Origin of the sequence: Streptomyces sp. NPDC093109, assembly GCF_040701725.1 — a bacterium.
Lineage (GTDB): Bacteria > Actinomycetota > Actinomycetes > Streptomycetales > Streptomycetaceae > Streptomyces.
In genome coordinates this window covers 156,149-182,058 of sequence record NZ_JBFBEZ010000005.1, presented here as the reverse complement: position 1 = coordinate 182,058, position 25,910 = coordinate 156,149, and the positions used below count along the sequence as shown (strand labels likewise).

Sequence of the window (25,910 nt, the reverse complement as noted above, 5' to 3'; positions counted from 1 at the left end):
GGGGCCGGTGCCCGGGCAAGCACCGGCCCCCTCCGGGGAGCGCCTCCAGCGCGACGGGTGGCACGCGCTGGAGGCGCTCTCATCCCTCACCGAGGGGGTCTCGCGGGGGTCTCGGCCCCCGGAGGTTCCGGCTACTCGACCGTCACGGACTTCGCGAGGTTACGGGGCTTGTCGATGTCCCGGCCCAGCGCCAGCGCCGTGTGGTAGGCCAGCAGTTGGAGCGGGATGCCCATCAGGATCGGGTCCAGCTCGGTCTCGTTCTTCGGCACGACGATCGTGTGGTCGGCCTTCTCCTGCTCCTGGTGCGCCACGGCCAGGATCGGACCGCTGCGCGCCTTGATCTCCTCCAGCGCCGCCCGGTTCTTCTCCAGCAGATCGTCGTCGGGGACGATCGCGACCGTCGGCAGCGCCGGCTCGATCAGCGCCAGCGGACCGTGCTTCAGCTCCGAGGCTGGGTACGCCTCGGCGTGGATGTACGAGATCTCCTTGAGCTTCAGCGACGCCTCCAGCGCCACCGGATAGCCGCGCACCCGGCCGATGAACATCATCGAACTGGCCTCGGCGTACTGCGCGGCCAGCTTCTCGATGTCGCTCTCCGTCGCCAGGATCTCGGAGATCTGCTCCGGCAGCCTGCGCAGCCCCGCGATGATCCGCTTGCCGTCGGCGACGGACAGATCGCGGATCCGGCCCAGGTGCAGCGCGAGCAGCGCGAAGGAGACCACGGTGTTGGTGAAGCACTTGGTGGAGACGACACAGACCTCGGGACCGGCGTGCACGTACACACCGCCGTCGGTCTCCCGGGCGATCGCCGAGCCGACGACATTGACCACGCCCAGCACCCGGGCGCCCTTGCGCTTCAGCTCCTGCACGGCCGCCAGCACGTCGTACGTCTCGCCGGACTGGGAGACCGCGACATAGAGCGTGTCGGGGTCCACGACCGGGTTGCGGTAGCGGAACTCGGAGGCCGGCTCGGCGTCCGCGGGGATCCGGGCCAGCTCCTCGATCAGCTGCGCGCCGATCAGACCCGCGTGGTACGAGGTGCCGCAGCCCAGGATCTTGATCCGGCGCACGCCCCGCGCCTCGCGCGCGTCCAGATTGAGCCCGCCGAGGTGCACGGTGGAGAACCGGTCGTCGATCCGGCCGCGCAGCACCCGGTCCACGGCGTCGGGCTGCTCGGAGATCTCCTTGTGCATGTACGTGTCGTGGCCGCCCATGTCGTACGACTCGGCCTCCCACTCCACGGTGGTCGGCGTGGCCGAGGTGGTCGAGCCCTCGGTCGTGTACGTACGGAAGTCGTCGGCCTTCAGCGTGGCCATCTCGCCGTCGTCCAGCGTCACGACCTGGCGGGTGTGGGAGACCAGCGCCGCCACGTCGGAGGCGACGAACATCTCCTTCTCGCCGATGCCGAGGACGACCGGGGAGCCGTTGCGGGCGACGACGATACGGTCGGGGAAGTCGGCGTGCAGCACGGCGATGCCGTACGTGCCCTCGATCAGCTGGAGGGCCTGGCGGACCTTCTCCTCCAGCGTCGGGGCCTGGGAGCGGGCGATGAGATGCGTCAGCACCTCGGTGTCGGTCTCGGAGAGGAACACCACCCCGTCCGCCTCCAGCTTCACGCGCAGCGCGGAGGCGTTGTCGATGATGCCGTTGTGGACGAGGGCGACCTTGCCGTCGTGGTCCAGATGCGGGTGGGCGTTCTCGTCGCTCGGGGCGCCGTGCGTGGCCCAGCGGGTGTGCGCGATACCGGTGGTGCCGGCGAAGCGCTTGGGGACCCGGGCCTCCAGCTCGCGGACGCGGCCCTTGGCCTTGACCGTCTTCAGCGTGGCGGTCTTTCCCGCGGCCGGCTTGGAGGTGATGGCGATGCCCGCCGAGTCGTACCCCCGGTACTCCAGCCTCTGGAGCCCCTCCAGCAGCAGTGGTGCCACGTCCCGCTTACCGATGTATCCGACAATTCCGCACATACGGTCTCTGCCCCTCCTGATGAATGGTGTGTGCCCGGCGGCGCTTCGCGCCTCGGTCGTCGCCTCAGCCGTAGACGATGCGGCGCAGCTGCCGGAGCGAGAGCTCCGGGGGCGCCACCGCGCGGTGCGGCAGTTCGGCGGCGATCCGTTCGAAGATCTCCGCGTTCGTGCCCCCGCCGGACTGCATCTCCCGGTGGCGGCGGCGGACGAACTCCTCGGTCGTCTCGTCGAAGTACGCCAGCACGTCGAGCACGACCCGGGCGGCCTCACCGCGGTGGAGCGCGGTGGAGCGGACCAGGTGGTCGATGAGGTCGTCGTACGACGGGCGGCGTTCGAGCACCCGTTGATATTGCTGGGGAAGCCGGACATTCGCAAGATTCCTGCCCGGAATCGGGCAGGAATGAGGAGAGAGTCACTCGGGGAGGCGGTCAGAGCCGCTTCAGCACGGCCTGTTTGGCGGCGGTGAACTCGTCCGCCGTCAGTACCCCGGACTGATGCAGCTCGCCCAGCTCCCGCAGCCGGCGCAGCAGGGCGTCATGATCATCCCCACCGGCCGGGACGGGCGCGGGCGCCGGGGCGGGGGCGGTAGCGGGTTCAGGTGCCGGCGCGGACGTCGGCGCGTACTCCAGGGCGGCCGGAGCCGCCGCTTCCGCCGCCGCTTTCGCCGGTGCCTGAGCCGGTGTCTGAGCCGGTGTCTGAGCCGACGGGTGCGGCAGCCGCGCCAGCACCGCCGCCCCGACCAGCGCCATCAGCGGATCCTTCTTGAAGCCCCACAGCTCCACCGCGTTCGGGTCGTACTTCGGCGGTACGGTGACCGGCGCCGGGCCCGTCCGGAACCGCAGATACCCGTTCTCCAGCCCGGCGCTCGGCTGCCACTCCACCGCCCGCACCTCGCCCAGCGCCAGGACCCGGGGGCCGCCGGAGGACTTGGAGGTCTCCGTCTTCCAGTTCCACTCCAGCCTGATCCGCTCCCCGTCGAAGGTGACGGTCGCGTCGCCCGCGCCCACCGTGATCGGCAGCGCGGGCCCCGGCAGCAGATAGCGGTCCACCGGTCCTGACTCCACCTCGCCGAGCAGCAGGGCGTTGCGTATCTCGTCCACCAGATACTCGGCGACGCCCGCGCGGTCGCCCTCCACGGTCAGCCGGTACGGATCCGAGGCATCGCCCAGCCGGCCGGCCGCGATCTGGAGCAGCGGGTCCGCGCCGTCCCGCAGGCGCAGCCGCAGCCGCCCGGACTTGCGCCCCGCCTCGAAGGAGATGCCCGCCACGGCAGTCAGCGGTACGACGATCTCACCGACGGTGGCGCGGAGCGGGCTGACGCCCTTGTCCCTGCCGGGGACGATACGGATCGCGTCCCCGTCGAAGGTCCAGGTGCCGTCCTTCTGGATGATTTCCGCCATACGACGATTCTTTCATCACAAGAGCGGGCGGCGGGGGCTCTGCCAAACCCCCGCCGCCCGCCCGGCTCATGCCGCCGCGTCGGCGAACCGCGCGATCGGGTTGGTGAGATGGCCCACGAGCTGGAGCGCCCCCGCCGGGTCGGCGATGTCGACCATCTGCTCGTTGTTGCGCAGCTGGAGCCGGTTGAGGCAGGACAGCGCGAACTCGCCCGCGAACAGGTCGTACTGCTCGAACTTCGCCGCGAGCTGCGGCACCGACGCCTGGTAGCGCCTGACGCAGTCCGCGACCGCCCGCCAGAACGTCTCCTCGTCGGCGAGCGTCCCGTCCGCCACCAGCTCCGCGCTCAGGAAGCGGAAGAAGCAGTCGAAGACATCCGTGAAGACCGACAGGAGTTTCATGTCCTCGGGGACGTCCGCGCGGATGCGCTCGACCTTCGGCGGCAGCACCGCGCCCGGGTCCATCACCGCGATCTCCTCGGCGATGTCCTTGAAGATCGCCCGCCGGACGGCGCCGTCCTCGATGACCAGGATGACGTTCTCGCCGTGCGGCATGAAGACCAGGTCGTACGCGTAGAACGAGTGCAGCACCGGTACGAGGTACGCGTCCAGATAGCCGCGCAGCCACTCCGCCGGCGCCAGCCCCGACTCGGCGATCAGCGCGCCCGCGAACGAGCCGCCCTCCCGGTCGACATGGAGCAGCGACGCCATCGTGGAGAGCCGCTCGCGCCCCCGGAGCGAGGGCACCGGGCTCTCGCGCCAGAGCGCGGCCAGCATTTTCAGGTACGGGGAGCCCTTGGCGGTGGCGGCCTCGTACTGGCGGTGGTGGTAGCCGACGGCCGCCCGCTCCCGGATGATCGAGAACCGGGCCGCGCGCAGGACGGCGTCGCTCTCGATCAGCCCGGCGAGCCAGTCGTTGATCGCCGGGGTGGCCTCCATGTACGCGGCGGACAGGCCGCGCATGAAGCCCATGTTGAGGACGGACAGCGCGGTTTTCACGTAGTGCTTCGACGGGTCGCTCTTGTTGAAGAACGTACGGATCGACTGCTGCGCGAGATAGCTGTCGTCGCCCTCGCCGAGGCAGACCAGATAGCGGCGGCCCAGCTCGGCGGCGAAGGTCACGGACAGTTTGTTCCACCACTGCCAGGGGTGCACCGGGATCAGCAGGAAGTCGTCCGGGTCGAGGCCCTGCCCGCGCAGCACCCCGTCGAACCGCTCCCGGGTCTCCTCGGACAGCTCCTCGCGCATCAGGGAGGCGTGGTCGAGCCCGGCGCCCGCGGTGAAGGTGGCGCGGTCGCGGCGGGCCGCGAGCCAGACCAGCCGGACGGGGCTGGCGGTCTCGGGGGCGTACGCGCGGTACTCGTCGACGCCGAAGCCGAGCCGGCCGTTGTTGGCGACGAAGCAGGGGTGGCCCTCGGTCATCCCCGTCTCGATCTCCTGGAAGCCGGCGGTGGCCAGCTCCGCCGAGGTCACGGGCTTCTTGGTGAGTTTGTACGCGGTCCCCGCCAGCGTGGAGGAGATCTCCTCCAGATAGACCGGCAGGATCCCGGCGGAGAGCCCGAGCGTGTCGCGCAGCTCGATGAAGAAGTCCAGCGCGTCCAGCGGCAGTTCCTCGTCACCGCGGTGGCGCTCGACCGACTCGGCGGGTATCGCCCAGTGGTCGAGGGCGAACCGGCGGGCGGTGAAGCGGTACTCGGTGGCGCTGTCGTCGCTGAGGACGCGGTAGCGGCCGTCCTCGCCGGGCAGCGGCTCCGGGGTCAGGATGCGCTCGTGGGAGAACTCCGCGAGCGCTTTGCGGATCAGCAGCCGGCCCGCGCGGTCCCACAGCTCCGGGGTCAGATGGGCGACGCTGTCAGTGATGTCGGCGGCGCTCGGGGTGGTGCCTGCGGCGGCGGTGGGGCGGCTCATCGGGTGACTCCTTGTGCGGTCGCGGTCGCGGTCGCGGTGGCTTGGGCCGCGGACACCGCGGACTGGAACATCTCACGCGTACACACGCTCAGCAGCGCGTCCTTCTCCGGCTTGGCGAGCCGCTCCACGACCGTGAATCCGACGGCCTCATTGAGGGCGTGGACGGCCGTGTTCCGTACGTCGGGCTCGACGACCACCCGCCGTACGGCCGGATCGTCGAAGAGCAGCGCCATCACCGTGGTGATCACCGCACGCGTGAAGCCGTGCAGCCGCCGGTCCTGATCGACCGGCGCGACCAGGAAGTGCATGCCGATGTCGCCGGGCAGGGCGTCGTACAGGCCCTTCAGCTCCACCTCCGCCGGGTCGTAGCGCTCGATGAGGAACGCGGGCCGGCCCTCGTGCAGTCCGATGAATGCGTCGTGGTTCCCTGCGGCGGCGATCGACATGTACTCGCGCTCGACATCGGGCAGCGTGGCGTCCTGCATCAGCCAGTACGCGGCCTTGGGGTGGGTGACCCAGCTGTGCAGCAGCTCCGCGTCGCGGAACGGATCCACCGCGCGGACCTCGAAACGGCCGAGCCGCTCGTCGGCGCGGGCGAACAGGATGCGGTCGTTCATACGACATTGCCTTCCGGGGCGGAGAACTCCTGGAACGCGATGGCCTTCTCGACCGGGTAGTACTCGCGGCCCAGCAGCTCGGCGATGATGTACGCGTTGCGGTACGGGCCCATACCCAGATCGGGCGACGTGATGCTGTGCGTGTGCACGCCGGCGTTCTGGAGGAAGACCCCGCGCCCGGTCGTGTCGATGCTGTAGTTGCGCGCGACGTCGAAGCGGCCCTGCCCGTCCAGGCGCAGCCGGTCCGCGACCGGCGCCAGGAACGCCGGGGCGACGTACTTGTACCCGGTGGCGAGGACCAGCCCCTGGCTGGTGAGCGAGAAGTCCCGCTCCTGCTCCTCCTGGCGCAGCCCCAGCGTGTACGTGCCGTTCCCGGCGTCGTACGAGGCCGAGTGCAGCGCGGTGTTGGCGATCAGCCGCGTGGGCACCGGGCCCTTGAGGTTCTTCTGGTAGAGCAGATCGAAGATCTCGTTGATCAGCTCCGAGTCGATGCCCTTGAACAGGCCCTTCTGGCCGGCCTCCAGCCGGTAGCGGGTGGCCTCCGGCAGCGCGTGGAAGTAGTCGATGTACTCCGGGGAGGTCATCTCCAGCGTGAGCTTGGTGTATTCGAGCGGGAAGAACCGGGCCGAACGGGTGATCCAGTTCAGCCGGTAGCCGTGGACGTCGATCTCGGAGAGCAGGTCGTAGTAGATCTCCGCCGCGCTCTGCCCGCTGCCGACGAGGGTGATGGAGTCCTTTTTCTGGAGCTCCGCCTTGCCCTGGACATAGCGGGAGTTGTGCAGGAAGTCACCGCCGAGCTCCCGGCAGGAGTCCGGTACGTACGGCGGGGTGCCGGTGCCGAGCACGAGGCGCCGGGCGCGGTAGGTCTCCTCCGCGGTGGTGATCTCGTACAGCTCGGCGCTCTCGTCGTACGAGACGGAGGTCACCGTCCGGTTGAAGCGCACGTTGGAGAGTTTCGCGGCGGCCCAGCGGCAGTAGTCGTTGTACTCGACGCGCAGCGGATAGAAGTTCTCGCGGATGTAGAACGAGTACAGCCGCCCGGACTCCTTCAGGTAGTTGAGGAAGGAGTACGGCGAGGTCGGGTCGGCCAGGGTGACCAGGTCGGAGAGGAACGGGGTCTGGAGGTGGGCGCCCTCCAGGAACATCCCGGAGTGCCACTCGAAGTCGGGTTTCGACTCCAGGAAGATCCCGTCGAGTTCACCGATGGGCTCGGTCAGGCAGGCGAGACCGAGGTTGAACGGGCCGAGACCGATGCCGACGAAGTCGTGGATCGCGTGCGGCGCGCGGTGGTCAGGACGCGTGGACAAGGTTCTCTCCCAGGTACTGCTCGGCGTGGCCGGCGATGAGATCGAGGACGGCGGTGATGTCCCGCACGGTGGTCTCGGGGTTGAGCAGCGTGAACTTGAGGTACTGCCGGCCGCCGACGGACGTCCCGGCCACCACGGCCTCACCGGAGGCGAAGAGCGCCTTGCGGGCGTGGAGATTGGCCCGGTCGATCTCGGTGGGGCTGGTGATGCGCCCGGGGATGTAGCGGAAGACGAGGGTGGAGAGACTGGGCTCCACGACGACGTCGTAGCGCGGGTCGGCGGCGAGCACCTGCCAGCCCTCGGCGGCCAGGTCGCATACCTCGTCGAAGAGTTCACCGATGCCGTCCGCGCCCATGACGCGCAGGGTCATCCAGAGCTTGAGCGCGTCGAAGCGGCGGGTCGTCTGGAGGGACTTGTCGACCTGGTTGGGGATGCGCTCCTCGATCGTACGGCGCGGGTTGAGGTAGTCCGCGTGGTACGTGGCGTGCCGCAGCGTGGCGCCGTCCCGTACCAGCACGGCCGAGGAACTCACCGGCTGGAAGAAGGACTTGTGGTAGTCGACGGTGACGGAGTCGGCGTGCTCGATGCCGTCGAGGAGGGCGCGCCGGGTGGGGGAGGCGAGCAGCCCGCAGCCGTACGCGGCGTCGACGTGCATCCAGGTGCCGTACTGGGCGCAGAGCGCGGCGATCTCAGGCAGCGGGTCGATGGAGCCGAAGTCGGTGGTGCCCGCGGTGGCGACGACGGCCATCGGGGTCAGTCCCTCGGCGCGGCAGCGCTCCAGCTCGGCGGCGAGGGCGACGGTCTGCATGCGCTTCTCGCGGTCGCAGGGGACGGAGACGACGGCGTCGGGGCCGAGCCCGAGCAGGGTGGCCGACTTCTGGACGCTGAAGTGGCTGCACTCGGAGGCGAACACGCGCAGTTTCGTCAGCTCGTCGGCCTTGGCCTCCTCGCGGGCGAGCAGCAGGGCCTGGAGGTTGGACTGCGTACCGCCGCTGGTGAAGACGCCGTCGGCGGCGCCGCCGAGGCCGATGCGGGCGGTCGTCCAGTCGATCAGTTTGCGCTCGATGAGGGTGCCGCCGGCGCTCTGGTCCCAGGTGTCGAGGGAGGAGTTGACGGCGGTGAGCACGGCCTCGCCGAGGACGGCGGGTATGACGACCGGGCAGTTGAGGTGGGCGAGGTAACGCGGGTGGTGGAAGTAGACCGCGTCCCGCAGATAGACGCGCTCCAGTTCGTCCAGGGCGGCCGAGGCGTCGCCGAGAGGCTGGTCGAGGTCGACGGCGGCGACCACGGGGGCCAGCGCGTCGGGTGTCACCCCGCTGAACGGCCTTTTCGTAGCGGCGAGTTGGGCCGCCACCCGCTCGACTCCTTCGGTGACGGAGCGTCGGTAGCGCTCCGCCGTCGTGTCATTGAGCAGGTGCGCACGCATCAAGGTCCTCCCGGATGTGGGGGTTTGCCGCGCCCTCAGGACAGGAGTGAGGGGCGAAGGCACGGCCTGGAAGTAAGGCTAGCCTAACCTAACTTCGTTACTCAATGGCGTCGCGGTGTGACTCATATCCCTCAGGGGTCGCGCATGTAACGCGTGCGTTGCGCAAAGCGACGGCGACACGGCGGGCGGACGGCGACGACGCCGGCGACACGGCGGGGCGCGGTGACGGGGCGGCGGCCGGTCAGACCGCCGCCGCGCGGAACTGATCCTCGCTCAGCCCGCGCCGCCAGTACCCGACGAACGTGACGCGCCGGCGGTCGAGTTCACGCTCGCGCACCAGATGGCGGCGCAGCTCCTTGACCGTCCCCGACTCCCCGGCGATCCAGGCGTACGGGCTGCCGCCGCGCGGCTCCGCGGCCCGTACGGCGTCCAGCGAGCGGGGCGCGCCCTCGTCCTGTATCAGCCAGGTGATTCTGGCGTCGGCGGCGGTGGGCAGCGGCCGACGGTCGCCGGCGTGCGGGACCTCCAGCCAGACATCGGCCGTCAGATGGGCGGGGAGCGTCTTGAGGATCGCCGCCGCGGCGGGCAGCGCCGTCTCGTCGGCCCAGATCAGCACCGAGTCGGCGTCGGCCGGCGGCCGGAACCGTACGCCGGTGTTGTCCGTCACGACCGGCCCCAGCAGCAGCACCCGGTCCCCGGCCGCGGCCCGTTCCGCCCAGCGGCAGGCGGGTCCGCCGTCGGCGTGCAGGGCGAAGTCGATGTCGATCTCGTCCGGGTCGTGCCGCTCCTCGCGCAGGGTGTACGAGCGCATCACGGCCCGGACGTCCTCGGGCAGCGCCCGGAACGCGGTGAACCAGTCGTCGCCCTCCTCGACCGGGACGACGGGCTCGTCCTGGCCGGGGTGGGGGAGGAAGAGCGAGAGGCTCTGGTCCCGGCCGGCCGAGGTGAAGCGGGCGAGGTCCGGGCCCGCGAAGGTGATCCGGGTCATGGACGGACCGAGCCGCCTCGTCCGCGCGACCTGGAGGGAGAAGAAACCGAACGGGGCGGTCTCGGTAGCCGTCTTCATGGGGTCAGCCGACCTTCTTCGCGGTCTCGATGGCCTGGGCCAGATCTTCAAGGATCGGGGCGCACTTGTCGTAGGAGTAGATGGGCTCGGTGGTCCGGGGGATGACCTGTCCCGCCTTGACGGCGGGCAGCGTCTTCCAGGTCGGCTTGGACGTCAGCGCGCTGGGCTGGATGGCCGAGGTGCGGTTGTCCATCATGATGAGATCGGCGTCGTACTTGTCGGCGTTCTCCCAGCTCAGGCTCTCGAAGAAGCCCTGGGCGTCGACCTTCGGCTCGACGAACTCCACACCCAGGCTCTGGAAGTAGCGGGTGTCGGGGGACACCTTCGCGGGCGAGACGTAGAACAGGTCCTGGCTGGCCGAGCCGATCAGCACCTTGATGCCGGGGTTGGCCTTGGCGGCCTGGCGCAGCCGCTCGGCGGCCTTCTCGAAGCGCGCCTTGGCGTCCGCGACCTTGGCCGTGCCGAGGTCGCCGCCGAGGGCCGCGGCCAGTTCGGCGTGGCGCTGGATCGCCTTGGGCATCGTCGTCTCGGCGGCCCACAGGGCGACGCTCGGGGCGAGCTTGAGGATCTTCGCCCGGGACGCGTCCGGCACGTACCAGAGCGCGTCCTTCGCCCACATCGCGGTCACCAGGAGATCGGGGGCGAGCGCCGCGTACTCCTCGACGTTGAACTCGCCCCAGACATTGCCGAGGATCTTGACCTTGGTGATGTCGAGGTCGCCGGCCTGGACGTCGGGCTTGCCGTCGGCCGTCTTCGTCGGGCCGAAGACGCCCTTCACCGCGACGCCGTAGTCGTGCAGTGCGGCGGCCGTGCCCGTGAAGGCGACGATGTTCTCGGGGGTGCGGCTCGCCTTCGCGGTCACCCCGCGGTCGTCCTCGAAGGACCAGGGGCCGGAAGTGGTGGCTTCCTTGGCCGAACCCGAGCCGCTCGTCGAGTCTTTGCCGCCCCCGCAGGCGGCGAGCGCGGCACCGAGGCCGGCGGCGCCGCCCGCGGCCAGCAGGCCACGACGGGTGAGATGGGACACTCGGGTCTCGCGCATGATGATCAGCTCTCTGGCGTACAGGTCAGATATCCGGCCGGTGGGCGGTTCGAGGGTAGGTTAGCCTAACCTCACCATCTCGCCCAGAGCGCCTCGGAACCGGACCTCTCGCCCACCCGGTGACGGGTCCGCCGCCGCTCAGCCGGTCAGGCCCAACTCCCTTGCGATCAGCATCCGCTGGACCTCGCTCGTCCCTTCACCGATCTCCAGGATCTTGGAGTCGCGCCACATCCTCGCCACCGGATATTCATTCATGAAGCCGTAGCCGCCATGGATCTGTGTGGCATCGCGCGCGTTGTCCACCGCGACCGTCGACGAGTACAGCTTCGCGATCGCCGCCTCCTTCTTGAACGGCTGACCGTGCGTGAGCCGGGAGGCCGCGTCCCGCCAGCCGATCCGCGCCATGTGCGCCCGGGTCTCCATGTCGGCGAGCTTGAACTGGATGGCCTGGTTGGCGCCGATCGGCCGGCCGAACGCGTGCCGCGCCTTCGCGTACGCCACGGACTCGTCCACGCACCCCTGCGCGAGACCGGTCGCCAGGGCGGAGATCGCGATCCGGCCCTCGTCGAGGATGCGCAGGAACTGGGCGTAGCCGCGGCCCTCCTCGCCCAGCAGATTCGCCAGCGGGACCCGAACATCGGCGAAGGACAGCTCCCGGGTGTCCGACGCGTTCCACCCGACCTTGGAGTAGGGCGCGGCGACGGTGAAGCCGGGGGTGCCGGACGGCACGATGATCGCGGAGATCCGCGGCCGGCCGTCCTCCGTACGGCCGGTGACGGCGGTGACCGTCACCAGACCCGTGATGTCCGTACCGGAGTTGGTGATGAAGCACTTGGTGCCGTTGATCACCCACGCGTCGCCGTCGCGCACCGCGGTGGTCCGGGTGCCGCCGGCGTCGGAGCCGCAGTCCGGCTCGGTCAGCCCGAACGCGCCGAGCCGCTCACCGGAGCAGAGGACGGGCAGCCACGCGCGCTTCTGCTCCTCCGTACCAAAGCGGTACACCGGCATGGCGCCGAGCGAGACGGCCGCCTCCAGGGTGATCGCCACCGAGGAGTCCACCCGGGCCAGCTCTTCGAGGACGATCCCCAGGGCGAGATAGTCGCCGCCCATCCCGCCGTACTCCTCGGGGAACGGCAGCCCGAACAGCCCCATCCGTCCCATCTCGCGCACGATCTCGTACGGGAACTCGTGCCGCTCGTAGAAGTCACCGATCTTGGGCGCGATCACGTCGTGCGCGAACGCCTCGACGGTACGGCGCAGTTCTTCGTGTTCGGCGGAGAGCCGGTGGTCCAGCGACATGACGGTGCTCACTCCTCGGAGGACGGGGACTGCGCCGGGTCCGGCGACAGCGCGCGGACGGTACGGGACGGGCTGGGGCGGCCCAGCAGCCCGGCCAGCCAGCGGCTGGTGGCGGTGAGTCTGCCGAGGTCGACCCCGGTGCCGATGCCGAGTCCGTCGAGCATCCACACGAGATCCTCGGTGGCGAGATTCCCGGTGGCGCTCTTCGCGAACGGACAGCCGCCGAGGCCGCCGGCGGAGGCGTCCACGGTGGTCACGCCGTGCTGGAGCGCGACCAGGGTGTTGGCGAGGGCCTGGCCGTACGTGTCGTGGAAGTGCACCCCGACCACGCCGACCGGTACGCCCTTCCCGGTCAGCTCGGCCAGCAGCGCCCGCACATGACCGGGCGTGGCGACGCCGATGGTGTCGCCGAGGCTCAGCTCGTCGCAGCCGAGATCCAGCAGCGCCTTGGCGACCCGGGCCACCCGGGCGACGGGCACGGCCCCTTCCCAGGGGTCGCCGAAGCACATGGAGAGATAGCCGCGGACATGGAGCCCCTCCGCCCGGGCCCGCGCGACGACCGGCGCGAACATGGCGAGCGACTCGGCCACACTCCGGTTGAGATTGGCCCGCGCGAAGGACTCCGTGGCGCTGCCGAACACGGCGACCCGGCGGGCGCCGAGGGCGAGGGCGCGCTCCAGCCCCCGGGCGTTCGGCACGAGCACCGGCAGCGCGATGTCCGGGAGATCGCTCAGGAGCGGGAAGAGCCGCTCCGCGTCGGCCAGTTGGGGCACCCACTTCGGGTGCACGAAGCTGGTCGCCTCGATGGTGGTCAGCCCGGCGCCGGCCAGCCGGTGGATGAACTCGGCCTTCACCTCGGTCGGTACGACGCCCTTCTCGTTCTGGAGCCCGTCGCGCGCGCCCACCTCATGGATCCGCACCCGGGACGGCAGGCCGGGCAGGGGGACGGCCATGGGCAGCCCGCCGGCCGACGGACCGGTCATGACGCCACCTCCTCGGACGCGCCGGCCGGTGTGACGGCCGGGGTGGCGGACGGTGTGACGACGGCGAGCACCTGGTCCATGGCGACGGTGGTGCCGGGGGAGACGTCCAGCTCGGTGACGGTGCCGTCGTGCGGCGCGGAGATGACGTGCTCCATCTTCATCGCCTCGACGACCAGCAGGCTCTGGCCGGCCCTCACCTCGTCCCCGACCGCCGCCTTCACGACCGTCACCGTCCCCGGCATGGGCGCGGTCAGCGAACCGGCGCCGCCCGCCCCGGCCACCTCGCGCAGCGCCGCCTCGACGGGGTCGTGATCCCGTACATACCAGCTGTCGCCGTCCCTGCCGAGCCAGTCGCCCTCCGGGCCGCGCGCGTGCACGAAGGCATGGGTCACGCCGTCGTACTCGACGCGCACGCGCGCCGTGTCCGCCCCACCGGTCTCTCCGCCGATGTCCCCGGCGACGCTCCCGTCGCTGACCAGGAGCCGGGCCGGGACCGCAGGGCCGTCGTCGATCCGGACCGTCGCGCTGCCGTCCGCCGCGCCGACGGCTCCGCGTACCCGCACGGACACCGTCACCGGCTCCTGGCCGGGCACCCGCACGGGGTGCCCGGTCCACGCGGGCTCGCCGCCCAGGCGCCAGCCGTTGGGCACGGAGAACGGATCCGTCCAGCCGGGGCGGGCGCCCGCGCTCCCGGCGCCGCCGCCGGCCTGCGCCAGCGCGCGCTGGCGCAGCAGCGCCGCCGCCGCGTACACCTCGGGCGGGACCGCGTCCGGCACGAGCCCCGCCGCCTCGCGCTCCACCAGCCCCGTGTCCAGCTCGCCCGCGACCACCGCCGGATGGGCCAGCAGCCGCCGCATGAAACCGGCGTTGGTCGGAACGCCGAGGGTGACGGTCTCCGCGAGGGCCGCGCGGAGCCTGCGCAGCGCCGTCGGCCGGTCGGGACCGTGGGCGATGACCTTGGAGAGCATCGGGTCGTACAGCGAGCCGACCTCGGTGCCCTCGGCGAGGCCCGAGTCCGTCCGTACGCCGGCGCCCCGCGGCTCGCGCAGCGTCAGCACCCGCCCGCCGGAGGGCAGAAAGCCCCGGCCGGGATCCTCGGCGTACAGCCGGGCCTCCACCGCGTGGCCGGTGAACGTGACGCCGTCCTGGGCGAAGGGCAGCTCTTCCCCGGCGGCGACGCGCAGCTGCCACTCCACCAGGTCCACCCCGGTGACCAGCTCGGTGACGGGGTGCTCGACCTGGAGGCGGGTGTTCATCTCCATGAAGAAGTACGACCCGGGATCGCGGCCAGGCACGATGAACTCGACCGTCCCCGCCCCCGTGTACCCGCAGGAGCGCGCCGTCCGCACCGCCGCCTCGCCCATCGCCGCGCGGGTCGCCCCGTCCAGCAGGACGGACGGCGCCTCCTCGATCACCTTCTGATGGCGGCGCTGGAGCGAGCACTCGCGCTCACCCAGATGCACCACATTGCCCCGGGTGTCCGCCAGGACCTGGATCTCGATATGGCGCGGGCGGTCCACCCACCGTTCCACCAGCAGGGTGTCGTCCCCGAAGGAGGACCGCGCCTCGCGGCGGGCCGCCGCGATCTCCTCGGCGAGCAGGGACTCGGACCGCACCAGCCGCATGCCCTTGCCGCCACCGCCCGCCGAGGGCTTGAGCAGCACCGGCATCCCGGTCTCCGCCGCCGCCCGCGCGAGCTGCCCGTCCGTCAGCCCGCTGCCCGAGGAGCCCGGCACCACCGGCACCCCGGCCGCCCGTACCGTCTCCTTGGCGCGGATCTTGTCGCCCATCAGCTCGATGGCGGACGCGGGCGGCCCGACGAAGACCAGCCCCGCGTCCGCGCAGGCACGCGCGAAGGCCGCGTTCTCCGAGAGGAAGCCGTACCCCGGGTGCACCGCCTCCGCCCCCGTACGCGCCGCCGCGTCCAGCAGCCGACCGATCGAGAGATAGCTCTCGGCGGCCGGTGCCGGGCCGATCCGTACCGCCGTGTCGGCCTCCCGCACATGCCGGGCGTCCGCGTCCGCGTCGCTGAAGACCGCGACCGAGCGGACCCCCAGCGCGCGCAGGGTACGGATGACGCGGACCGCGATCTCACCGCGGTTGGCGACCAGAACCGTGTCGAACATTCCCGCCCTCACTCTCACATCCGGAAGACGCCGAAGCCGGGCTCGCCCAGCGGGGCGTTGGCACACGCGGACAGCGCCAGCCCCACCACCTGCCGGGTCTCCAGCGGGTCGATCACGCCGTCGTCCCAGAGCCGCGCGGTCGCGTAATAGGCGTTGCCCTGGGACTCGTACTGCGCGCGGATCGGCTCCTTGAAGGACTCCTCGTCCTCGGCCGCCCACTGCTCGCCGCGCCCCTCCAACTGGTCGCGCTTGACGGTCGCGAGGACGGAGGCGGCCTGCTCGCCGCCCATCACCGAGATCTTGGCGTTGGGCCACATCCACAGGAAGCGGGGGGAGTAGGCCCGGCCGCACATCGAGTAGTTCCCCGCGCCGTACGACCCGCCGACCACGACCGTCAGCTTCGGCACCCGCGCGCAGGCCACCGCCGTGACCATCTTCGCGCCGTGCTTGGCGATACCGCCCGCCTCGTAGTCCCGGCCGACCATGAAGCCCGAGATGTTCTGGAGGAAGAGCAGCGGGATGCCGCGCTGGTCGCACAGCTCGATGAAGTGCGCGCCCTTCTGGGCCGATTCGGAGAAGAGGATCCCGTTGTTCGCGACGATGCCGACCGGATGACCGTGGATCCGCGCGAACCCGGTGACCAGGGTCGTGCCGAACTCGGCCTTGAACTCGGCGAACCGCGAGCCGTCCACCACCCGGGCGATCACCTCCCGCACGTCGTAGGGCGTACGGGAATCGACCGGCACCGCGCCGTACAGCCCCGCCGGGTCGGCCTTGGGCTCCTCGACCGGCTCGACGGACCACGGCGGCTCCCCGCGTGCAGGAAGCGTCGAGACGATGGTGCGCACGATCCGCAGCGCGTGCGCGTCGTCCTCCGCGAGATGGTCGGTGACCCCCGACGTACGGGAGTGGACCTCGCCGCCGCCCAGCTCCTCCGCCGTGACGACCTCGCCCGTCGCCGCCTTCACCAGCGGCGGCCCGCCCAGGAAGATCGTGCCCTGGCCGCGGACGATCACGGCCTCGTCGCTCATCGCCGGGACATACGCCCCGCCCGCCGTGCACGACCCGAGCACCGCCGCGATCTGCGGGATGCCCGCGCCGGACATCCTGGCCTGGTTGTAGAAGATCCGCCCGAAGTGGTCCCGGTCAGGGAAGACCTCGTCCTGCATCGGCAGGAAGGCGCCGCCGGAGTCCACCAGATACAGGCACGGCAGCCGGTTCTCCAGCGCGACCTCCTGGGCGCGGAGGTGCTTCTTCACCGTCAGCGGGTAGTACGTGCCGCCCTTGACCGTGGCGTCATTGGCGACGATCACCGCTTCCCGGCCGCTGACCCGGCCGATCCCGGCGATCACCCCGGCGGCCGGCGCCGCCCCGCCGTACATCCCCTCCGCCGCGAGCGGTGCCAGCTCCAGAAAGGGCGAGCCCGGGTCCAGCAGGGTGTCCACCCGGTCGCGCGGGAGGAGCTTCCCGCGCGCCGTGTGCCGGGCGCGGGCCTTCTCTCCGCCGCCGAGCCGCGCCGCCGCGAGCCGGCCGCGCAGCTCGGCGGCCAGCTCCTCGTGCGCCGCCTCGTTGGCACGCCAGGCGTCGGACGCCGGATCGGCGGAGCTTGTCAGCACCGGTGCCTGCCGCATTCCGCGACCCTCCCTCGTCGGTTCAGCCCCACGGCCCGTTCGTTAACGACCGCTAACTCGATTATGTCCAAGTTAACGACCGCTAACCGCCCTGTCTAGAATATTTCCCATGAGCACCCGGACCCCCGCCCCGACCCGCCGCGAACAGATCCTCAGACAGGCCGCGCGCCTCTTCGCCGAGCGCGGGTTCCACGGGGTCGGTGTCGATGAGATAGGAGCGGCGGTCGGCATCAGCGGCCCCGGCCTCTACCGCCACTTCCCGGGCAAGGAGGCGATGCTCGCCGAGCTGCTGGTCGGCATCAGCAGCCGGCTGCTGGACGGCGGGCGGCTACGGGTCAGGGAGGCCGCCGCCGCAGCCTCGGACGGCGCCGCGGGCGATCCGGCGGCGGTGCTCGCCTCGCTGATCGACGGGCACATCGACTTCGCCCTCGACGACCGCCCGCTGATCACCCTCCACGACCGGGAGCTGGACCGGCTCAGGGAGAGCGACCGCAAGCTGGTGCGCCAGTTCCAGCGGCAGTACGTCGAGCTATGGGTCACCGTCGTACGGCAGCTGTACCCGCACATCCCGGAGGCGCAGGCGCGCGGCGCCGTCCACGCCGTCTTCGGCCTGCTGAACTCCACCCCGCGCCTCGGCCCGCACGGCGGCGGCCCGCCGGGCCGCGCGGCCACCGAGTCCCTGCTGCGCCGCCTGGCGCACGGCGCCTTCGCCGCGCTGGGCGACGAGGGCGCCGGCGTATCGGACGAGGGGGCCTGGCCCCCGCCGACCGGGATCGGCCCGCGCCGGCCGTAACCCGGATCAGGCGTGGCCGCCCCGGATCAGGGCGCCTCGATCCGCGACAGCTCGCGCGCCAGGGTCTCCACCGGCTGGAAGGTCACGCCCAGCAGCGCCACATGCTTCCACCGCAGCGCCCCGTCCGGCCCCACCAGGAACACCGACCGCCGCACCCCGATCCCCGGAGCGGCCACCCCGAACGCCCGCGCGACCGCCCGGTCCGTATCGGCGAGCAGCGGAATCCGGAGGTTGTTCGCCCGCGCGAAGGACTCGTGACTGTCCACATCCTGCGGACTGATGCCCCAGACCTCCGCCCCGAGATCCGTGAACGTCTCCAGCCCGCTGGAGTACGAGCACAACTGCTTGGTGCAGACGGACGTGTTGTCGCCGGGATAGAACGCGATCACCAGCGGCAGACCGCGCCGCTCCGCCAGGCCGTAGTCCCGCCGCACAAAGGTCTCACCGTCGAGGACACCGCCCGGCAGGGTGAAGTCCGCCACCGTCCGGCCGAGTTCGGGTGAAGCTGCCACTGGTCACTCCCAAGCTGCGAGGAAGGTACGTACGTAGTACGTAGCGAAGAGTTCAGTGGACCACGCGGCCGACGGCCCGCCGCAGGCGGTGGACGCCCCGGTGGGCGCCGGCGGGCGCCGGCGGGCGCCGGCGGGCGCCGGCAGGCTTCGGCGGGCTTCGGCGGGCATCGGGGTGTCCGTCCATCCGGTCCGCCCGTCGGGACGCTCGGTACGGCGGGCCCCCGGACGGCACAATGGGCTCATGCCCATACCAAGTCGCGCCGCCCTCGTCGAGCACCTCGTCCGTACCCGTATCGCCGGAAACGTCGCCACCCCCCGCGACAACAACCTCTCCCACTACCGCAAGCTCGCCAACGGCGACCGCCACTACTGGCTCGGCCTTGAGCTGGGCGAACGGTGGCGGGACGAGCAGGACGTGCTCGCCGTGATGGCCGAGCGGTGCGGGGTCATCGACGATCCGGAGCACCGGTCCGGGCAGGACACCATCGACCCCGAGCTGACCGTCGACGCGCTGGAGCGGATGGCCGCCCGGCTGCGGAAGGCCGCGGCGGGGCGGGAGCGCGTGCTGTTCGCGACCGGGCACCCCGGCGGGCTGCTCGACGTCCACCGGCAGACCGCGGACGCCCTGCGCGCGGCGGGCTGCGAGATCGTACGGATCCCGGGCGGGCTCGTCGCGGACGAGGGCATGGTCTTCCAGTTCGCCGACGTCGCCGTACTGGAGCGCGGCGCGACCCTCTGGCACACCCACTCGCCCGAGCCCATGCGCGCCATCCTGGACGGGCTGGAGCGCGACGGCCGACCACAGCCGGACCTCGTTGTCGCGGACCACGGCTGGGCCGGCTGCGCGGGCCAGCGCGGGCTCGACTCCATCGGGTACGCGGACTGCAACGACCCCGCGCTCTTCCTCGCGGAGGCCGAGGGCACACTCCAGGTGACGGTTCCGCTGGACGACCATGTCACGGACCCGCGCTTCTACGACCCGATGACCGCGTATCTGCTCAATGAGGCGGACCTGATCTGAGGAAGCGGGCACCCGGCGCCGCGCGCGTACCCGCTCAGCCGCGCGGTACGCGGATCACGCCCTCCTGGACCACCGTGACCGCCAGCCCGCCGTACCGCGTGAAGATCCGCGCCTGGCCGAGTCCGCGCCCTCCGTAGGAGGACGGCGATTCCTGGTCGTACAGCAGCCACTCGTCCGCCCGGAACGGCCGGTGGAACCACATCGCGTGGTCCAGACTCGCACCCACCACGTCCCCGACCACCCAGCCGCCCCGCCCATGAGCCAGCAGCACCGGATCGAGCAGCGTCATGTCGGAGACGTACGTCACCAGACAGGCGTGCAGCAGCGGGTCGTCCGCCAGCTTCCCCGCCGTACGGAACCACACCTGGGAGCGCGGCTCGCGCGGCTCCCCCACACGGACGTACGGCGGCGGCTCCACGTAGCGCAGATCGATCGCGGCGCGCGAACGCAGCAGCCGCGCCGGCATCGCCGGATCGTCGAACCGGTCGGCGTACCAGGACATCATGTCCTCGTCCGTCCGAAGCGTCTCCGGATCGGGCGCCGCACCCATCTCCACCTGGTGTTCCAGGCCTTCCTCGTACGTCTGGAAAGACGCCGAGAGATGGAAGACCGGCTCACCGCGCTGGGCGGCGACGACCCGCCGCATGGTGAAGGAGCGCCCGTCCCTGATCCGGTCGACGGTGTAGACGATCGGCTCGCCGGGGTCACCCGCCCGCAGGAAGTACGCGTGCAGGGAGTGCGGCGCCCGGTCCGCCGCGACGGTACGGCCCGCCGCCACCAGCGCCTGCGCGGCGACCTGCCCGCCGAAGACGCGCGGGACGACGGAGGCGTGGCTCCGGCCGCGGAAGACGTCCTCCCCGACCCGCTCCGGATCGAGCAGGCCGAGGAGTTCCTCAAGGGCGCCGGTGTCGTGGTCGGGGGACATGGCCGGCTCTCGGACGCCCTCCTACAGCCCCATCGACTTCGCGATGATCATCTTCATGACCTCGCTGGTGCCGCCGTAGATCCGGTTGACCCGGTTGTCCGCGTACAGTCGCGCGATCGGGTACTCGTTCATGTAGCCGTATCCGCCGTGCAACTGGAGGCACTTGTCGATCACGCGGTGCGCGACCTCCGTGGTGAACAGCTTCGCGGACGCGGCCTCGGCGGCCGTCAGCTCGCCCAGGTCGTGCGCCTCCAGCGCGCGGTCCACGACGGCCTCCGCCGCGTCCACCTCCGCCTTGCAGGCGGCCAGCTCGAACTTGGTGTTCTGGAAGGACGCGACGCTCTGCCCGAAGACCGTCCGCTCCTTCACATACGCCTGCGCGAACCGCACCGCCGCCGCGGCCTGCGCGTACGCGCCGACGGCGATGCCCAGGCGCTCCTGCGGCAGATTCTGGCCCAGATAGGTGAAGCCCCTGTTCTCCTCGCCGAGCAGGTCCCCCACGGGGACCTTGACGTCCGAGAAGGACAGCTCGGCGGTGTCCGAGGTCCGCAGTCCCAGCTTGTCGAGCTTGCGCCCGACCGCGTACCCCTCGGCCTTCGTGTCCACGACCAGCAGCGAGATCCCGAACCTGCGGTCCTCGGGCGTCGGCGCGGCGGTGCGCGCGCAGACGATGACGCGGTCGGCGTGGACCCCGCCGGTGATGAACGTCTTCGCGCCGTTCAGCACGTAGTGCGTACCGTCCTCGGACAGCTTCGCCGTCGTCTTCATCCCGGCCAGGTCGGAGCCGGTGCCCGGCTCCGTCATGGCGATCGCGTACATCGTGCGGCCCGTGACGAAGTCCGGCAGCCAGCGCTTCTTCTGCTCGTCCGTCGCGTATGCCTTCAGATACGGCAGGCAGAGCGCGACATGGACGCCCGAGCCGCCGAAGGAGACGCCCGCGCGGGCCGTCTCCTCCGAGAGGATCGCCTGGAACTTGAACGACTCCTCGCCGGCCCCGCCGTACTCCTCGGGCACCTCTATCCCGAAGATCCCCAGCTCACCGAGGGTGTGGTAGAACTCGCGGGGCGCCTGCCCGGCCGCGTTCCACTCGTCGTGCACGGGAACGACCTCGGCCTCGATGAAGGCGCGGATGGTCTCCCGGAACGCCTCGTGGTCCTCGTTGTAAACGGTACGGCGCACGGGACAGCCTCCTTAGCCTGCGGCTGAACCGCCGCCGGGGTTGCTCACTGTTGACGGCCGAGGCACGCGGCTCTAAGCGCTTGCTCAGCCCTCGCCAAGTTACCCGGCGGTTCGTCCGGGTGTCCAGAGGCCCGGACACCCGGACCGGCTCAGGCGCTCGGCTCCAGGGTGGCCGGGGTCCCTTCGGGGCACGCGGCGACGGCGGCCTGGCGCGCGACGGCAGCCTCGGCCTTCTCTTTCGCGTCGCCGGCCGCGTTACCGCGGTTGGCGCAGGACAGCATCCCGGAGCCTGTCGCCTCCCAGGTCACGACATGACCGACCGAGTCGGTGCGGTCGCCGCTCTTGGGGGCGCAGGGGTTGGTGAAGTCGGCCGTCACCAGCGATACCCAGCTCCAGGCGTAGTAGTCGCCCGCCGGAAGCCCGGTGGCGGCCTCGAACTGGCTCGGCTTCTCCTGCACCGGCCCCTCGTCGGGCCCGGCGAGCGGCTCGTCGGTCTTGAGGTGCGCGCCGAGCGCGGTGATCACCTCGGCGGTCGAACGCCCCTGGGACGTGCCGGTGACGGCCGGCTTGTAGCGCTCCTTGACGGGCAGGATGTCGGTCGACACGAAGTCCCCACCTGCATAGTGGACGGGCTTGCTGACGCCGGTCAGCTTCGTCTCGTGCCGCACGTTGCTCCATGTGAAGGGGCCGGACGAGGCCGCCGTGGAACCGGAGCAGGCCGATGACGCGGTGTCCTTCGAGTCCCCGTCGGCCTTCGAAGCGGTACAGGCCGAGACGCCGAGCAAGACGGCGAAGACGGCAATGGCCAGCGTGGAACGGTGCATGGTGATCCCCCGAGTATGAGTGGCAAACGCCCCTAAGGGCGCAATTTTAGAAGACGCAGCCGGGAGGCATTCCGTTCGCCCGGAGCGGCAAGAGCCGTGTAAATGGGAGAAGGCCACTACGCACGGATGCGGGGTGCGGAGGGTGCGGAGGGTGCGGAGGGTGCGGGTCAGAGCAGCGCCGAGTGGGGTGGGTGGGTGGCGGGGGTTGTGGGTAGGTGGGCCGCCCCTCCTGGTGTGAGTGTCGCGTCTCCGTGACAGGTGTAAAGGGCGCTCCTGCGTCGCGTCGGCTGCGCCGATTTCGCTTCGCTTCACCCTTGACTCCTGTCCCGGAGTCGCAAGTGCGGGTGTGGGAGGGGCGGCCGGGGGGTGGGGGGTTGCCCGGGGGCGGGCCGGACTGCCACTCGGTTCAGGGTCCGGCGGGCGGGTGGGCCCTGCGGGGCTGCGCGGCAGAGGAGAGGGGCGGTCCGACACCGTCTCGGCGGCCGGCGGTCTGTTGTTTGCTGAGACTCATGCCCCGCTGGTAACTCTGGGTGGAGGAGGGGTTGGTGGGGCGTGTGTGGCGGTAAGTGGGCTCCCGGAGGCGGTCTTTGCATCCAGAAGGGCGTCTAACGCACCTCAGGACACATGTGCCGTCCGGAGGGCCCCCAACGGCCCGTCAAATCAACCCATATGGGATATATGGATGGGGGTGGACTGCCTGGAGCCCCCGGTCCGGCCCGAGGACCCCGGCCGGACAGCAAGTCCCGCCCGTCTTCCGGGCACCACAATGCATGGGTGACCAGCGGGGCATGAGTGCCAGCTAACGGGCGGCCGTCAGCCGCTGAGACGAGCCGGGCAGCCCCATTGAAAGTGTGCGCAGCCCCGCAGGGCCCACCGGGCCGCCGGACCCTGAACCGAGTGGCAGTCCGGCCGGTCCCCCGGGCAACCCCCTCCCACCCGGCCGCCCCTCCCAAAAAGCCGCACTTGCGCCGGAAGGGCAGGTGTCAAGGGTGTAGCGAAGCGTAATCGGCGCAGCCGACGCGACGCAGGAGCGCCCTTTACTCCTGTCCTGGAGGCGCGATACTCACAGCTGGAGGGGCGGCCCCACGCCCAACGGCCTCCGCCACCGACCCACCCCTGTCTACCTCTTGGTACTGACCCGCAGACAGCCGACCAGCTCGGCCAGAACGGCGGGCCCGCTGGATGGTTCAGGCGGGAAACTTGTCGGTCTTGATGGCGGTGACGAAGGAGGACCAGCCGGCCGCCGGGAAGAGGAGGGCGGGGGCCTGGGGGGTCTTGGAGTCGCGGACGGGTATGCCGGAGGGGTGGTTGTCCAGAACCTCGACGCAGTTGCCCCCGGTGGGGTCGCTGTACGACGACTTGCGCCACCCAGCAGCGTTCGGGGCGGTGTACTCAGTCATGGTGTTCGTATTCCTTCGCTGTCGCCTTCATGAAGGCGAGTGAATCCTTGAAGGGAAGCGCATCGCCCAGTGCCAGAGAGTAGGCGCCTTGAAGTTGCTTGACCACGTCCGGAGCGTCGTGCAACTTGGCGATGCTCAGGCCCTCGATGTAGGCCGCAGGGGGTTGGTCCTCGAACCACATCAACGTCATTGTGCTCTGTAGGAGGTGGTAAGCGCCCAGGCTGATCGGCATGACGTGCACACGGACGCGCTCTTCCTCTGCCAGCTGGACGATGTGGGTGATTTGCTCCGCCATGGCCTTCGGACCGCCGACCGGACGGCGCAGCACCACCTCGTCCAACAGCGCCCACACTACGGGGGTTGCCGGGGTGTCCAGGATCTTCGCGCGATCTAGCCGTGATCCCACGAGCCTGTCACGTTCTTCCTTGCTCCATGGCGGGAAGGCGGTTCGCATGACCGCGTCCGCGTACCTCCTGGTCTGAAGGATTCCTGGCACGAAGGCCGGCGCGAATTCGTGGATCATCGTTGCCTGTTGTTCGAGCTGTCGTGCTGCCTCGAAGTACTCGGCCACCGCATGGTCGTCCTTGGGCAGGAAGCTGCTCAGCACATCCCCCGTCCCCAGCGCCATGTCCAGCCTCCGTGCGTCCTCCTTCGAGGGCACCCGGCGTCCCGCCTCGATGTGCGCGATGTGCGAGCGCGTCATGATCGCGGCGACGGCCAGCTCCTGCTGCGTCATGTCCGCTGCCTTGCGCTGCGCCTTGAGCCAGTCTCCGTAGATGTTGCTCACCATCAGCTCCTTTGTGCCTGATGCCGTGTCACCCGCTCCCCTCTGGCGAGCCTAGCCCGCCTCGTCTCACTCTGTGAGTGCATCGCTACACAACGATGCCGAGACCCCCGCGACCGCTGAGGGCGGCCCGGGGGCGTGGCCATCAACTAACAGGAGTTGACGACGTGTTGCACTGTATCGTCCGCCTTTTCGAGCCACTGGTGCGGTTCCTGTGGCTCCCGCTGCCGGTTGACCCCGGGCACCAACTGCCTTGCCCGGCCCGCCCCGAGGTGTGCTTCGACATCAGGCCGTGCACTGCCCTCCGTGTGGAGGTGGCCGCGTGATGATGGACGGCCAGATCTCCGGTCAGGTGCGCGCCATGCGGTTGCTTCCGTGGTCCAGCCCCGAGGGCAAACCCTGTTACCTCTCCTCCGTCGACGGCACCGGGTACGTCTCCCGTCTTGCCGACGAGGTCGAGAGCGCGCAGCTCGCCATGTCCGTCGAACTGCTCGACCACGCGGACGACATGCTCGCCGACCGCAAGGTGACGTCTCCGCAGCTGCGCTTCCTCGCGACCTGCATGGCCGAGTCGCTGCGGGACGTCCACCGTGTCGCGGAGAGCCGGGGCGCCCGCCTTCCCGCTCCCGCCTACGAAGAAGACGAAGAGGTGGACGGCGAAGGCCAGGAAGGCGGGGGCCAAGCAGGCCGGCACGCCTGCGACAGCCCCGACGAGCCCGGCCACGCTGGCGGGCCGGCGGCTTCCGGCGCCTGACCGGTCCCGGCGCCGGACTCGGCCCGGCCCCGTCCGCGCCGCACGTCACGACGCCGAATCACCGCGCCCCGGGGCGTGCCGGTAAATCCGGTGCGCCCCGGCGCGTTCTGCCCCGTCGTCATCGCGCGCGCCGTGGTCCATCTCGTGTGACAGGGCCTCCCGCACACGCCCGGTGACGTGTGTCCGCTTCTGCGGTCAATCCTCTATGACTGGCCGGACGGGTGAGAGGAATGGGTCCAGACGTATTTGGATTTCTCCTCTGGTCATGACGCGGACACGGAAAGCGCCCTGTCCCGGTGGGTCTTTCATGTCGGCGGAGCGCTCGTAGAGAAGTCCCCATGAGCCCGGGAATCGCCTGGCGATGTGATGCAACAGGCCGTCAAGTTCTGCGGCCTCGTCGCGGCGCCGGTTCATGACGCCGTTGGCCAGGACAAAGCACTCGCCGTTGTGGACGTTCAGCGCCACTTCGCCGGTCGCCCAGTCGATCACCGCGATCCGTGCGCGTAGCTCTGCGATGCCGGCGGCGAGGCCCCCGGTGTCCGCCTCCTCGGGGGATTCGGCGATTCCGAACCAGCCGTGAAATTCGTACACATTAATCCCAGCCGGTTTTCAAGCCATTGGATTCCGAAGTGAGCCGCCACGCGCCCCGTCCAGGCGGGCGTTTCCAGGGGCTTGGGGTCAAGCTCTGGGGCGAGGAGGCCGTCTCAGCTGTTTTCAATCCATTCGATTTTCCACTGAGATTCGGTGAAGAATCCCTTCAGGGATTCATAATCTTCCACCCAGTAGTCGCCATACCCGACCTTGAATTCAGAATCATATGCCATCAGGATCAGAAAGCTCGATGGATTGTCGTGAAGTTCCTGGACTTTTACGAATTTACCGGAATCGTCGCCACTTGAGATCTTTCCAACTTTTCCGATCTCAATCATTCGGAACTCCAAGGGTGTAAAAGATGGAT

24 protein-coding genes are annotated in these 25,910 nt (G+C 70.4%); 3 read left to right on the top strand and 21 right to left on the bottom strand.

Going from position 1 to position 25,910, the window contains the following annotated elements:
- Positions 1-131: 131 nt before the first annotated feature.
- The 13 genes from glmS to AB0389_RS07750 form a co-directional block, all read right to left on the bottom strand.
- Positions 132-1,961, bottom strand: a complete 1,830-nt coding sequence (gene glmS, locus AB0389_RS07810) for a glutamine--fructose-6-phosphate transaminase (isomerizing) (RefSeq protein ID WP_366394434.1) — start codon at positions 1,959-1,961, stop codon at positions 132-134.
- 64 nt (positions 1,962-2,025) lie between these two features.
- Positions 2,026-2,301, bottom strand: a complete 276-nt coding sequence (locus tag AB0389_RS07805) for a hypothetical protein (RefSeq protein ID WP_114659361.1) — start codon at positions 2,299-2,301, stop codon at positions 2,026-2,028.
- 88 nt (positions 2,302-2,389) lie between these two features.
- The gene (locus AB0389_RS07800) at positions 2,390-3,361 is read right to left on the bottom strand and encodes a DUF4429 domain-containing protein (RefSeq protein WP_366394433.1); all 972 of its coding nucleotides are present in this window, start codon (positions 3,359-3,361) and stop codon (positions 2,390-2,392) included.
- A gap of 66 nt (positions 3,362-3,427) precedes the next feature.
- Entirely contained in the window at positions 3,428-5,266 is a 1,839-nt protein-coding gene (locus AB0389_RS07795) for an IucA/IucC family siderophore biosynthesis protein (RefSeq protein WP_366394432.1), read from the bottom strand.
- Positions 5,263-5,883: a GNAT family N-acetyltransferase gene (locus AB0389_RS07790; RefSeq protein ID WP_366394431.1), complete on the bottom strand. Its 621-nt coding sequence runs from the start codon at positions 5,881-5,883 to the stop codon at positions 5,263-5,265. The genes AB0389_RS07795 and AB0389_RS07790 overlap by 4 nt, the downstream gene beginning before the upstream one ends.
- The gene (locus AB0389_RS07785; RefSeq protein ID WP_366394430.1) at positions 5,880-7,190 is read right to left on the bottom strand and encodes a lysine N(6)-hydroxylase/L-ornithine N(5)-oxygenase family protein; all 1,311 of its coding nucleotides are present in this window, start codon (positions 7,188-7,190) and stop codon (positions 5,880-5,882) included. The genes AB0389_RS07790 and AB0389_RS07785 overlap by 4 nt, the downstream gene beginning before the upstream one ends.
- On the bottom strand, positions 7,174-8,616 hold the full coding sequence (locus tag AB0389_RS07780) for an aspartate aminotransferase family protein (RefSeq protein ID WP_366394429.1): 1,443 nt from the start codon (positions 8,614-8,616) through the stop codon (positions 7,174-7,176). Before AB0389_RS07780 ends, AB0389_RS07785 begins: the two co-directional genes overlap by 17 nt.
- Before the next feature lie 241 nt (positions 8,617-8,857).
- Positions 8,858-9,682: a siderophore-interacting protein gene (locus AB0389_RS07775; RefSeq protein WP_366394428.1), complete on the bottom strand. Its 825-nt coding sequence runs from the start codon at positions 9,680-9,682 to the stop codon at positions 8,858-8,860.
- 4 nt (positions 9,683-9,686) lie between these two features.
- Positions 9,687-10,721: an ABC transporter substrate-binding protein gene (locus AB0389_RS07770; RefSeq protein ID WP_366394427.1), complete on the bottom strand. Its 1,035-nt coding sequence runs from the start codon at positions 10,719-10,721 to the stop codon at positions 9,687-9,689.
- A gap of 138 nt (positions 10,722-10,859) precedes the next feature.
- Positions 10,860-12,020, bottom strand: a complete 1,161-nt coding sequence (locus AB0389_RS07765; protein WP_366394426.1) for an acyl-CoA dehydrogenase family protein — start codon at positions 12,018-12,020, stop codon at positions 10,860-10,862.
- Between the two features lie 8 nt (positions 12,021-12,028).
- A complete protein-coding gene (locus tag AB0389_RS07760; protein WP_366394425.1) occupies positions 12,029-13,003 on the bottom strand; it encodes a hydroxymethylglutaryl-CoA lyase in 975 nt (324 codons plus the stop codon).
- Positions 13,000-15,129, bottom strand: coding sequence for a biotin carboxylase N-terminal domain-containing protein (locus tag AB0389_RS07755; protein ID WP_366394424.1), 2,130 nt, complete (start codon positions 15,127-15,129; stop codon positions 13,000-13,002). Before AB0389_RS07755 ends, AB0389_RS07760 begins: the two co-directional genes overlap by 4 nt.
- Before the next feature lie 14 nt (positions 15,130-15,143).
- Positions 15,144-16,760 carry a carboxyl transferase domain-containing protein gene (locus AB0389_RS07750; RefSeq protein ID WP_366394423.1) on the bottom strand — a complete coding sequence of 539 codons (1,617 nt, stop codon included), beginning with the start codon at positions 16,758-16,760 and terminating at the stop codon, positions 15,144-15,146.
- 109 nt (positions 16,761-16,869) lie between these two features.
- Here AB0389_RS07750 and AB0389_RS07745 point away from each other — a divergent pair, with 109 nt between their 5' ends.
- Complete coding sequence (locus AB0389_RS07745; RefSeq protein WP_366394422.1) at positions 16,870-17,553, top strand: TetR/AcrR family transcriptional regulator; 684 nt, start codon at positions 16,870-16,872, stop codon at positions 17,551-17,553.
- Between the two features lie 26 nt (positions 17,554-17,579).
- Here AB0389_RS07745 and AB0389_RS07740 read toward each other — a convergent pair whose 3' ends face one another.
- Positions 17,580-18,065 (bottom strand): peroxiredoxin, encoded by a 486-nt coding sequence (locus AB0389_RS07740; protein ID WP_366394421.1) that lies wholly within the window; start codon positions 18,063-18,065, stop codon positions 17,580-17,582.
- A 241-nt stretch (positions 18,066-18,306) separates the two neighbouring features.
- Between AB0389_RS07740 and AB0389_RS07735 the strand changes: the two genes are divergently transcribed.
- Entirely contained in the window at positions 18,307-19,086 is a 780-nt protein-coding gene (locus tag AB0389_RS07735; protein WP_366394420.1) for a phosphatase, read from the top strand.
- A 34-nt stretch (positions 19,087-19,120) separates the two neighbouring features.
- Here AB0389_RS07735 and AB0389_RS07730 read toward each other — a convergent pair whose 3' ends face one another.
- The 5 genes from AB0389_RS07730 to AB0389_RS07710 all read right to left on the bottom strand — a co-directional run bounded on the left by AB0389_RS07730 (position 19,121) and on the right by AB0389_RS07710 (position 24,201).
- Positions 19,121-20,011 carry an acyl-CoA thioesterase II gene (locus AB0389_RS07730; protein ID WP_366394419.1) on the bottom strand — a complete coding sequence of 297 codons (891 nt, stop codon included), beginning with the start codon at positions 20,009-20,011 and terminating at the stop codon, positions 19,121-19,123.
- 21 nt (positions 20,012-20,032) lie between these two features.
- On the bottom strand, positions 20,033-21,190 hold the full coding sequence (locus AB0389_RS07725) for an acyl-CoA dehydrogenase family protein (protein WP_366394418.1): 1,158 nt from the start codon (positions 21,188-21,190) through the stop codon (positions 20,033-20,035).
- 149 nt (positions 21,191-21,339) lie between these two features.
- The gene (locus AB0389_RS07720) at positions 21,340-22,014 is read right to left on the bottom strand and encodes a hypothetical protein (protein WP_366394417.1); all 675 of its coding nucleotides are present in this window, start codon (positions 22,012-22,014) and stop codon (positions 21,340-21,342) included.
- Between the two features lie 1,187 nt (positions 22,015-23,201).
- Positions 23,202-23,414 (bottom strand): DUF397 domain-containing protein, encoded by a 213-nt coding sequence (locus AB0389_RS07715; RefSeq protein WP_366394416.1) that lies wholly within the window; start codon positions 23,412-23,414, stop codon positions 23,202-23,204.
- Positions 23,407-24,201, bottom strand: a complete 795-nt coding sequence (locus AB0389_RS07710) for a helix-turn-helix transcriptional regulator (protein WP_366394415.1) — start codon at positions 24,199-24,201, stop codon at positions 23,407-23,409. The genes AB0389_RS07715 and AB0389_RS07710 overlap by 8 nt, the downstream gene beginning before the upstream one ends.
- Before the next feature lie 325 nt (positions 24,202-24,526).
- Here AB0389_RS07710 and AB0389_RS07705 point away from each other — a divergent pair, with 325 nt between their 5' ends.
- Entirely contained in the window at positions 24,527-24,952 is a 426-nt protein-coding gene (locus AB0389_RS07705; protein WP_366394509.1) for a hypothetical protein, read from the top strand.
- 195 nt (positions 24,953-25,147) lie between these two features.
- Here the strand turns inward: AB0389_RS07705 and AB0389_RS07700 are convergent, their stop codons facing one another.
- Positions 25,148-25,543, bottom strand: coding sequence for an Imm7 family immunity protein (locus tag AB0389_RS07700; protein WP_366394414.1), 396 nt, complete (start codon positions 25,541-25,543; stop codon positions 25,148-25,150).
- A 113-nt stretch (positions 25,544-25,656) separates the two neighbouring features.
- Positions 25,657-25,881 carry a hypothetical protein gene (locus tag AB0389_RS07695; RefSeq protein ID WP_366394413.1) on the bottom strand — a complete coding sequence of 75 codons (225 nt, stop codon included), beginning with the start codon at positions 25,879-25,881 and terminating at the stop codon, positions 25,657-25,659.
- Positions 25,882-25,910 lie beyond the last annotated feature (29 nt).

What these genes read in the sequence shown, in the direction of transcription:
- glmS (WP_366394434.1), bottom strand. Translation starts at nt 1,961, where the DNA reads ATGTGCGGAATTGTCGGATACATCGGTAAGCGGGACGTGGCACCACTG.
- AB0389_RS07800 (WP_366394433.1), bottom strand. Translation starts at nt 3,361, where the DNA reads ATGGCGGAAATCATCCAGAAGGACGGCACCTGGACCTTCGACGGGGAC.
- AB0389_RS07795 (WP_366394432.1), bottom strand. Translation starts at nt 5,266, where the DNA reads ATGAGCCGCCCCACCGCCGCCGCAGGCACCACCCCGAGCGCCGCCGAC.
- AB0389_RS07790 (WP_366394431.1), bottom strand. Translation starts at nt 5,883, where the DNA reads ATGAACGACCGCATCCTGTTCGCCCGCGCCGACGAGCGGCTCGGCCGT.
- AB0389_RS07780 (WP_366394429.1), bottom strand. Translation starts at nt 8,616, where the DNA reads ATGCGTGCGCACCTGCTCAATGACACGACGGCGGAGCGCTACCGACGC.
- AB0389_RS07775 (WP_366394428.1), bottom strand. Translation starts at nt 9,682, where the DNA reads ATGAAGACGGCTACCGAGACCGCCCCGTTCGGTTTCTTCTCCCTCCAG.
- AB0389_RS07770 (WP_366394427.1), bottom strand. Translation starts at nt 10,721, where the DNA reads ATGCGCGAGACCCGAGTGTCCCATCTCACCCGTCGTGGCCTGCTGGCC.
- AB0389_RS07765 (WP_366394426.1), bottom strand. Translation starts at nt 12,020, where the DNA reads ATGTCGCTGGACCACCGGCTCTCCGCCGAACACGAAGAACTGCGCCGT.
- AB0389_RS07760 (WP_366394425.1), bottom strand. Translation starts at nt 13,003, where the DNA reads ATGACCGGTCCGTCGGCCGGCGGGCTGCCCATGGCCGTCCCCCTGCCC.
- AB0389_RS07755 (WP_366394424.1), bottom strand. Translation starts at nt 15,129, where the DNA reads ATGTTCGACACGGTTCTGGTCGCCAACCGCGGTGAGATCGCGGTCCGC.
- AB0389_RS07750 (WP_366394423.1), bottom strand. Translation starts at nt 16,760, where the DNA reads ATGCGGCAGGCACCGGTGCTGACAAGCTCCGCCGATCCGGCGTCCGAC.
- AB0389_RS07745 (WP_366394422.1), top strand. Translation starts at nt 16,870, where the DNA reads ATGAGCACCCGGACCCCCGCCCCGACCCGCCGCGAACAGATCCTCAGA.
- AB0389_RS07735 (WP_366394420.1), top strand. Translation starts at nt 18,307, where the DNA reads ATGCCCATACCAAGTCGCGCCGCCCTCGTCGAGCACCTCGTCCGTACC.
- AB0389_RS07730 (WP_366394419.1), bottom strand. Translation starts at nt 20,011, where the DNA reads ATGTCCCCCGACCACGACACCGGCGCCCTTGAGGAACTCCTCGGCCTG.
- AB0389_RS07720 (WP_366394417.1), bottom strand. Translation starts at nt 22,014, where the DNA reads ATGCACCGTTCCACGCTGGCCATTGCCGTCTTCGCCGTCTTGCTCGGC.
- AB0389_RS07715 (WP_366394416.1), bottom strand. Translation starts at nt 23,414, where the DNA reads ATGACTGAGTACACCGCCCCGAACGCTGCTGGGTGGCGCAAGTCGTCG.
- AB0389_RS07705 (WP_366394509.1), top strand. Translation starts at nt 24,527, where the DNA reads ATGGACGGCCAGATCTCCGGTCAGGTGCGCGCCATGCGGTTGCTTCCG.
- AB0389_RS07695 (WP_366394413.1), bottom strand. Translation starts at nt 25,881, where the DNA reads ATGATTGAGATCGGAAAAGTTGGAAAGATCTCAAGTGGCGACGATTCC.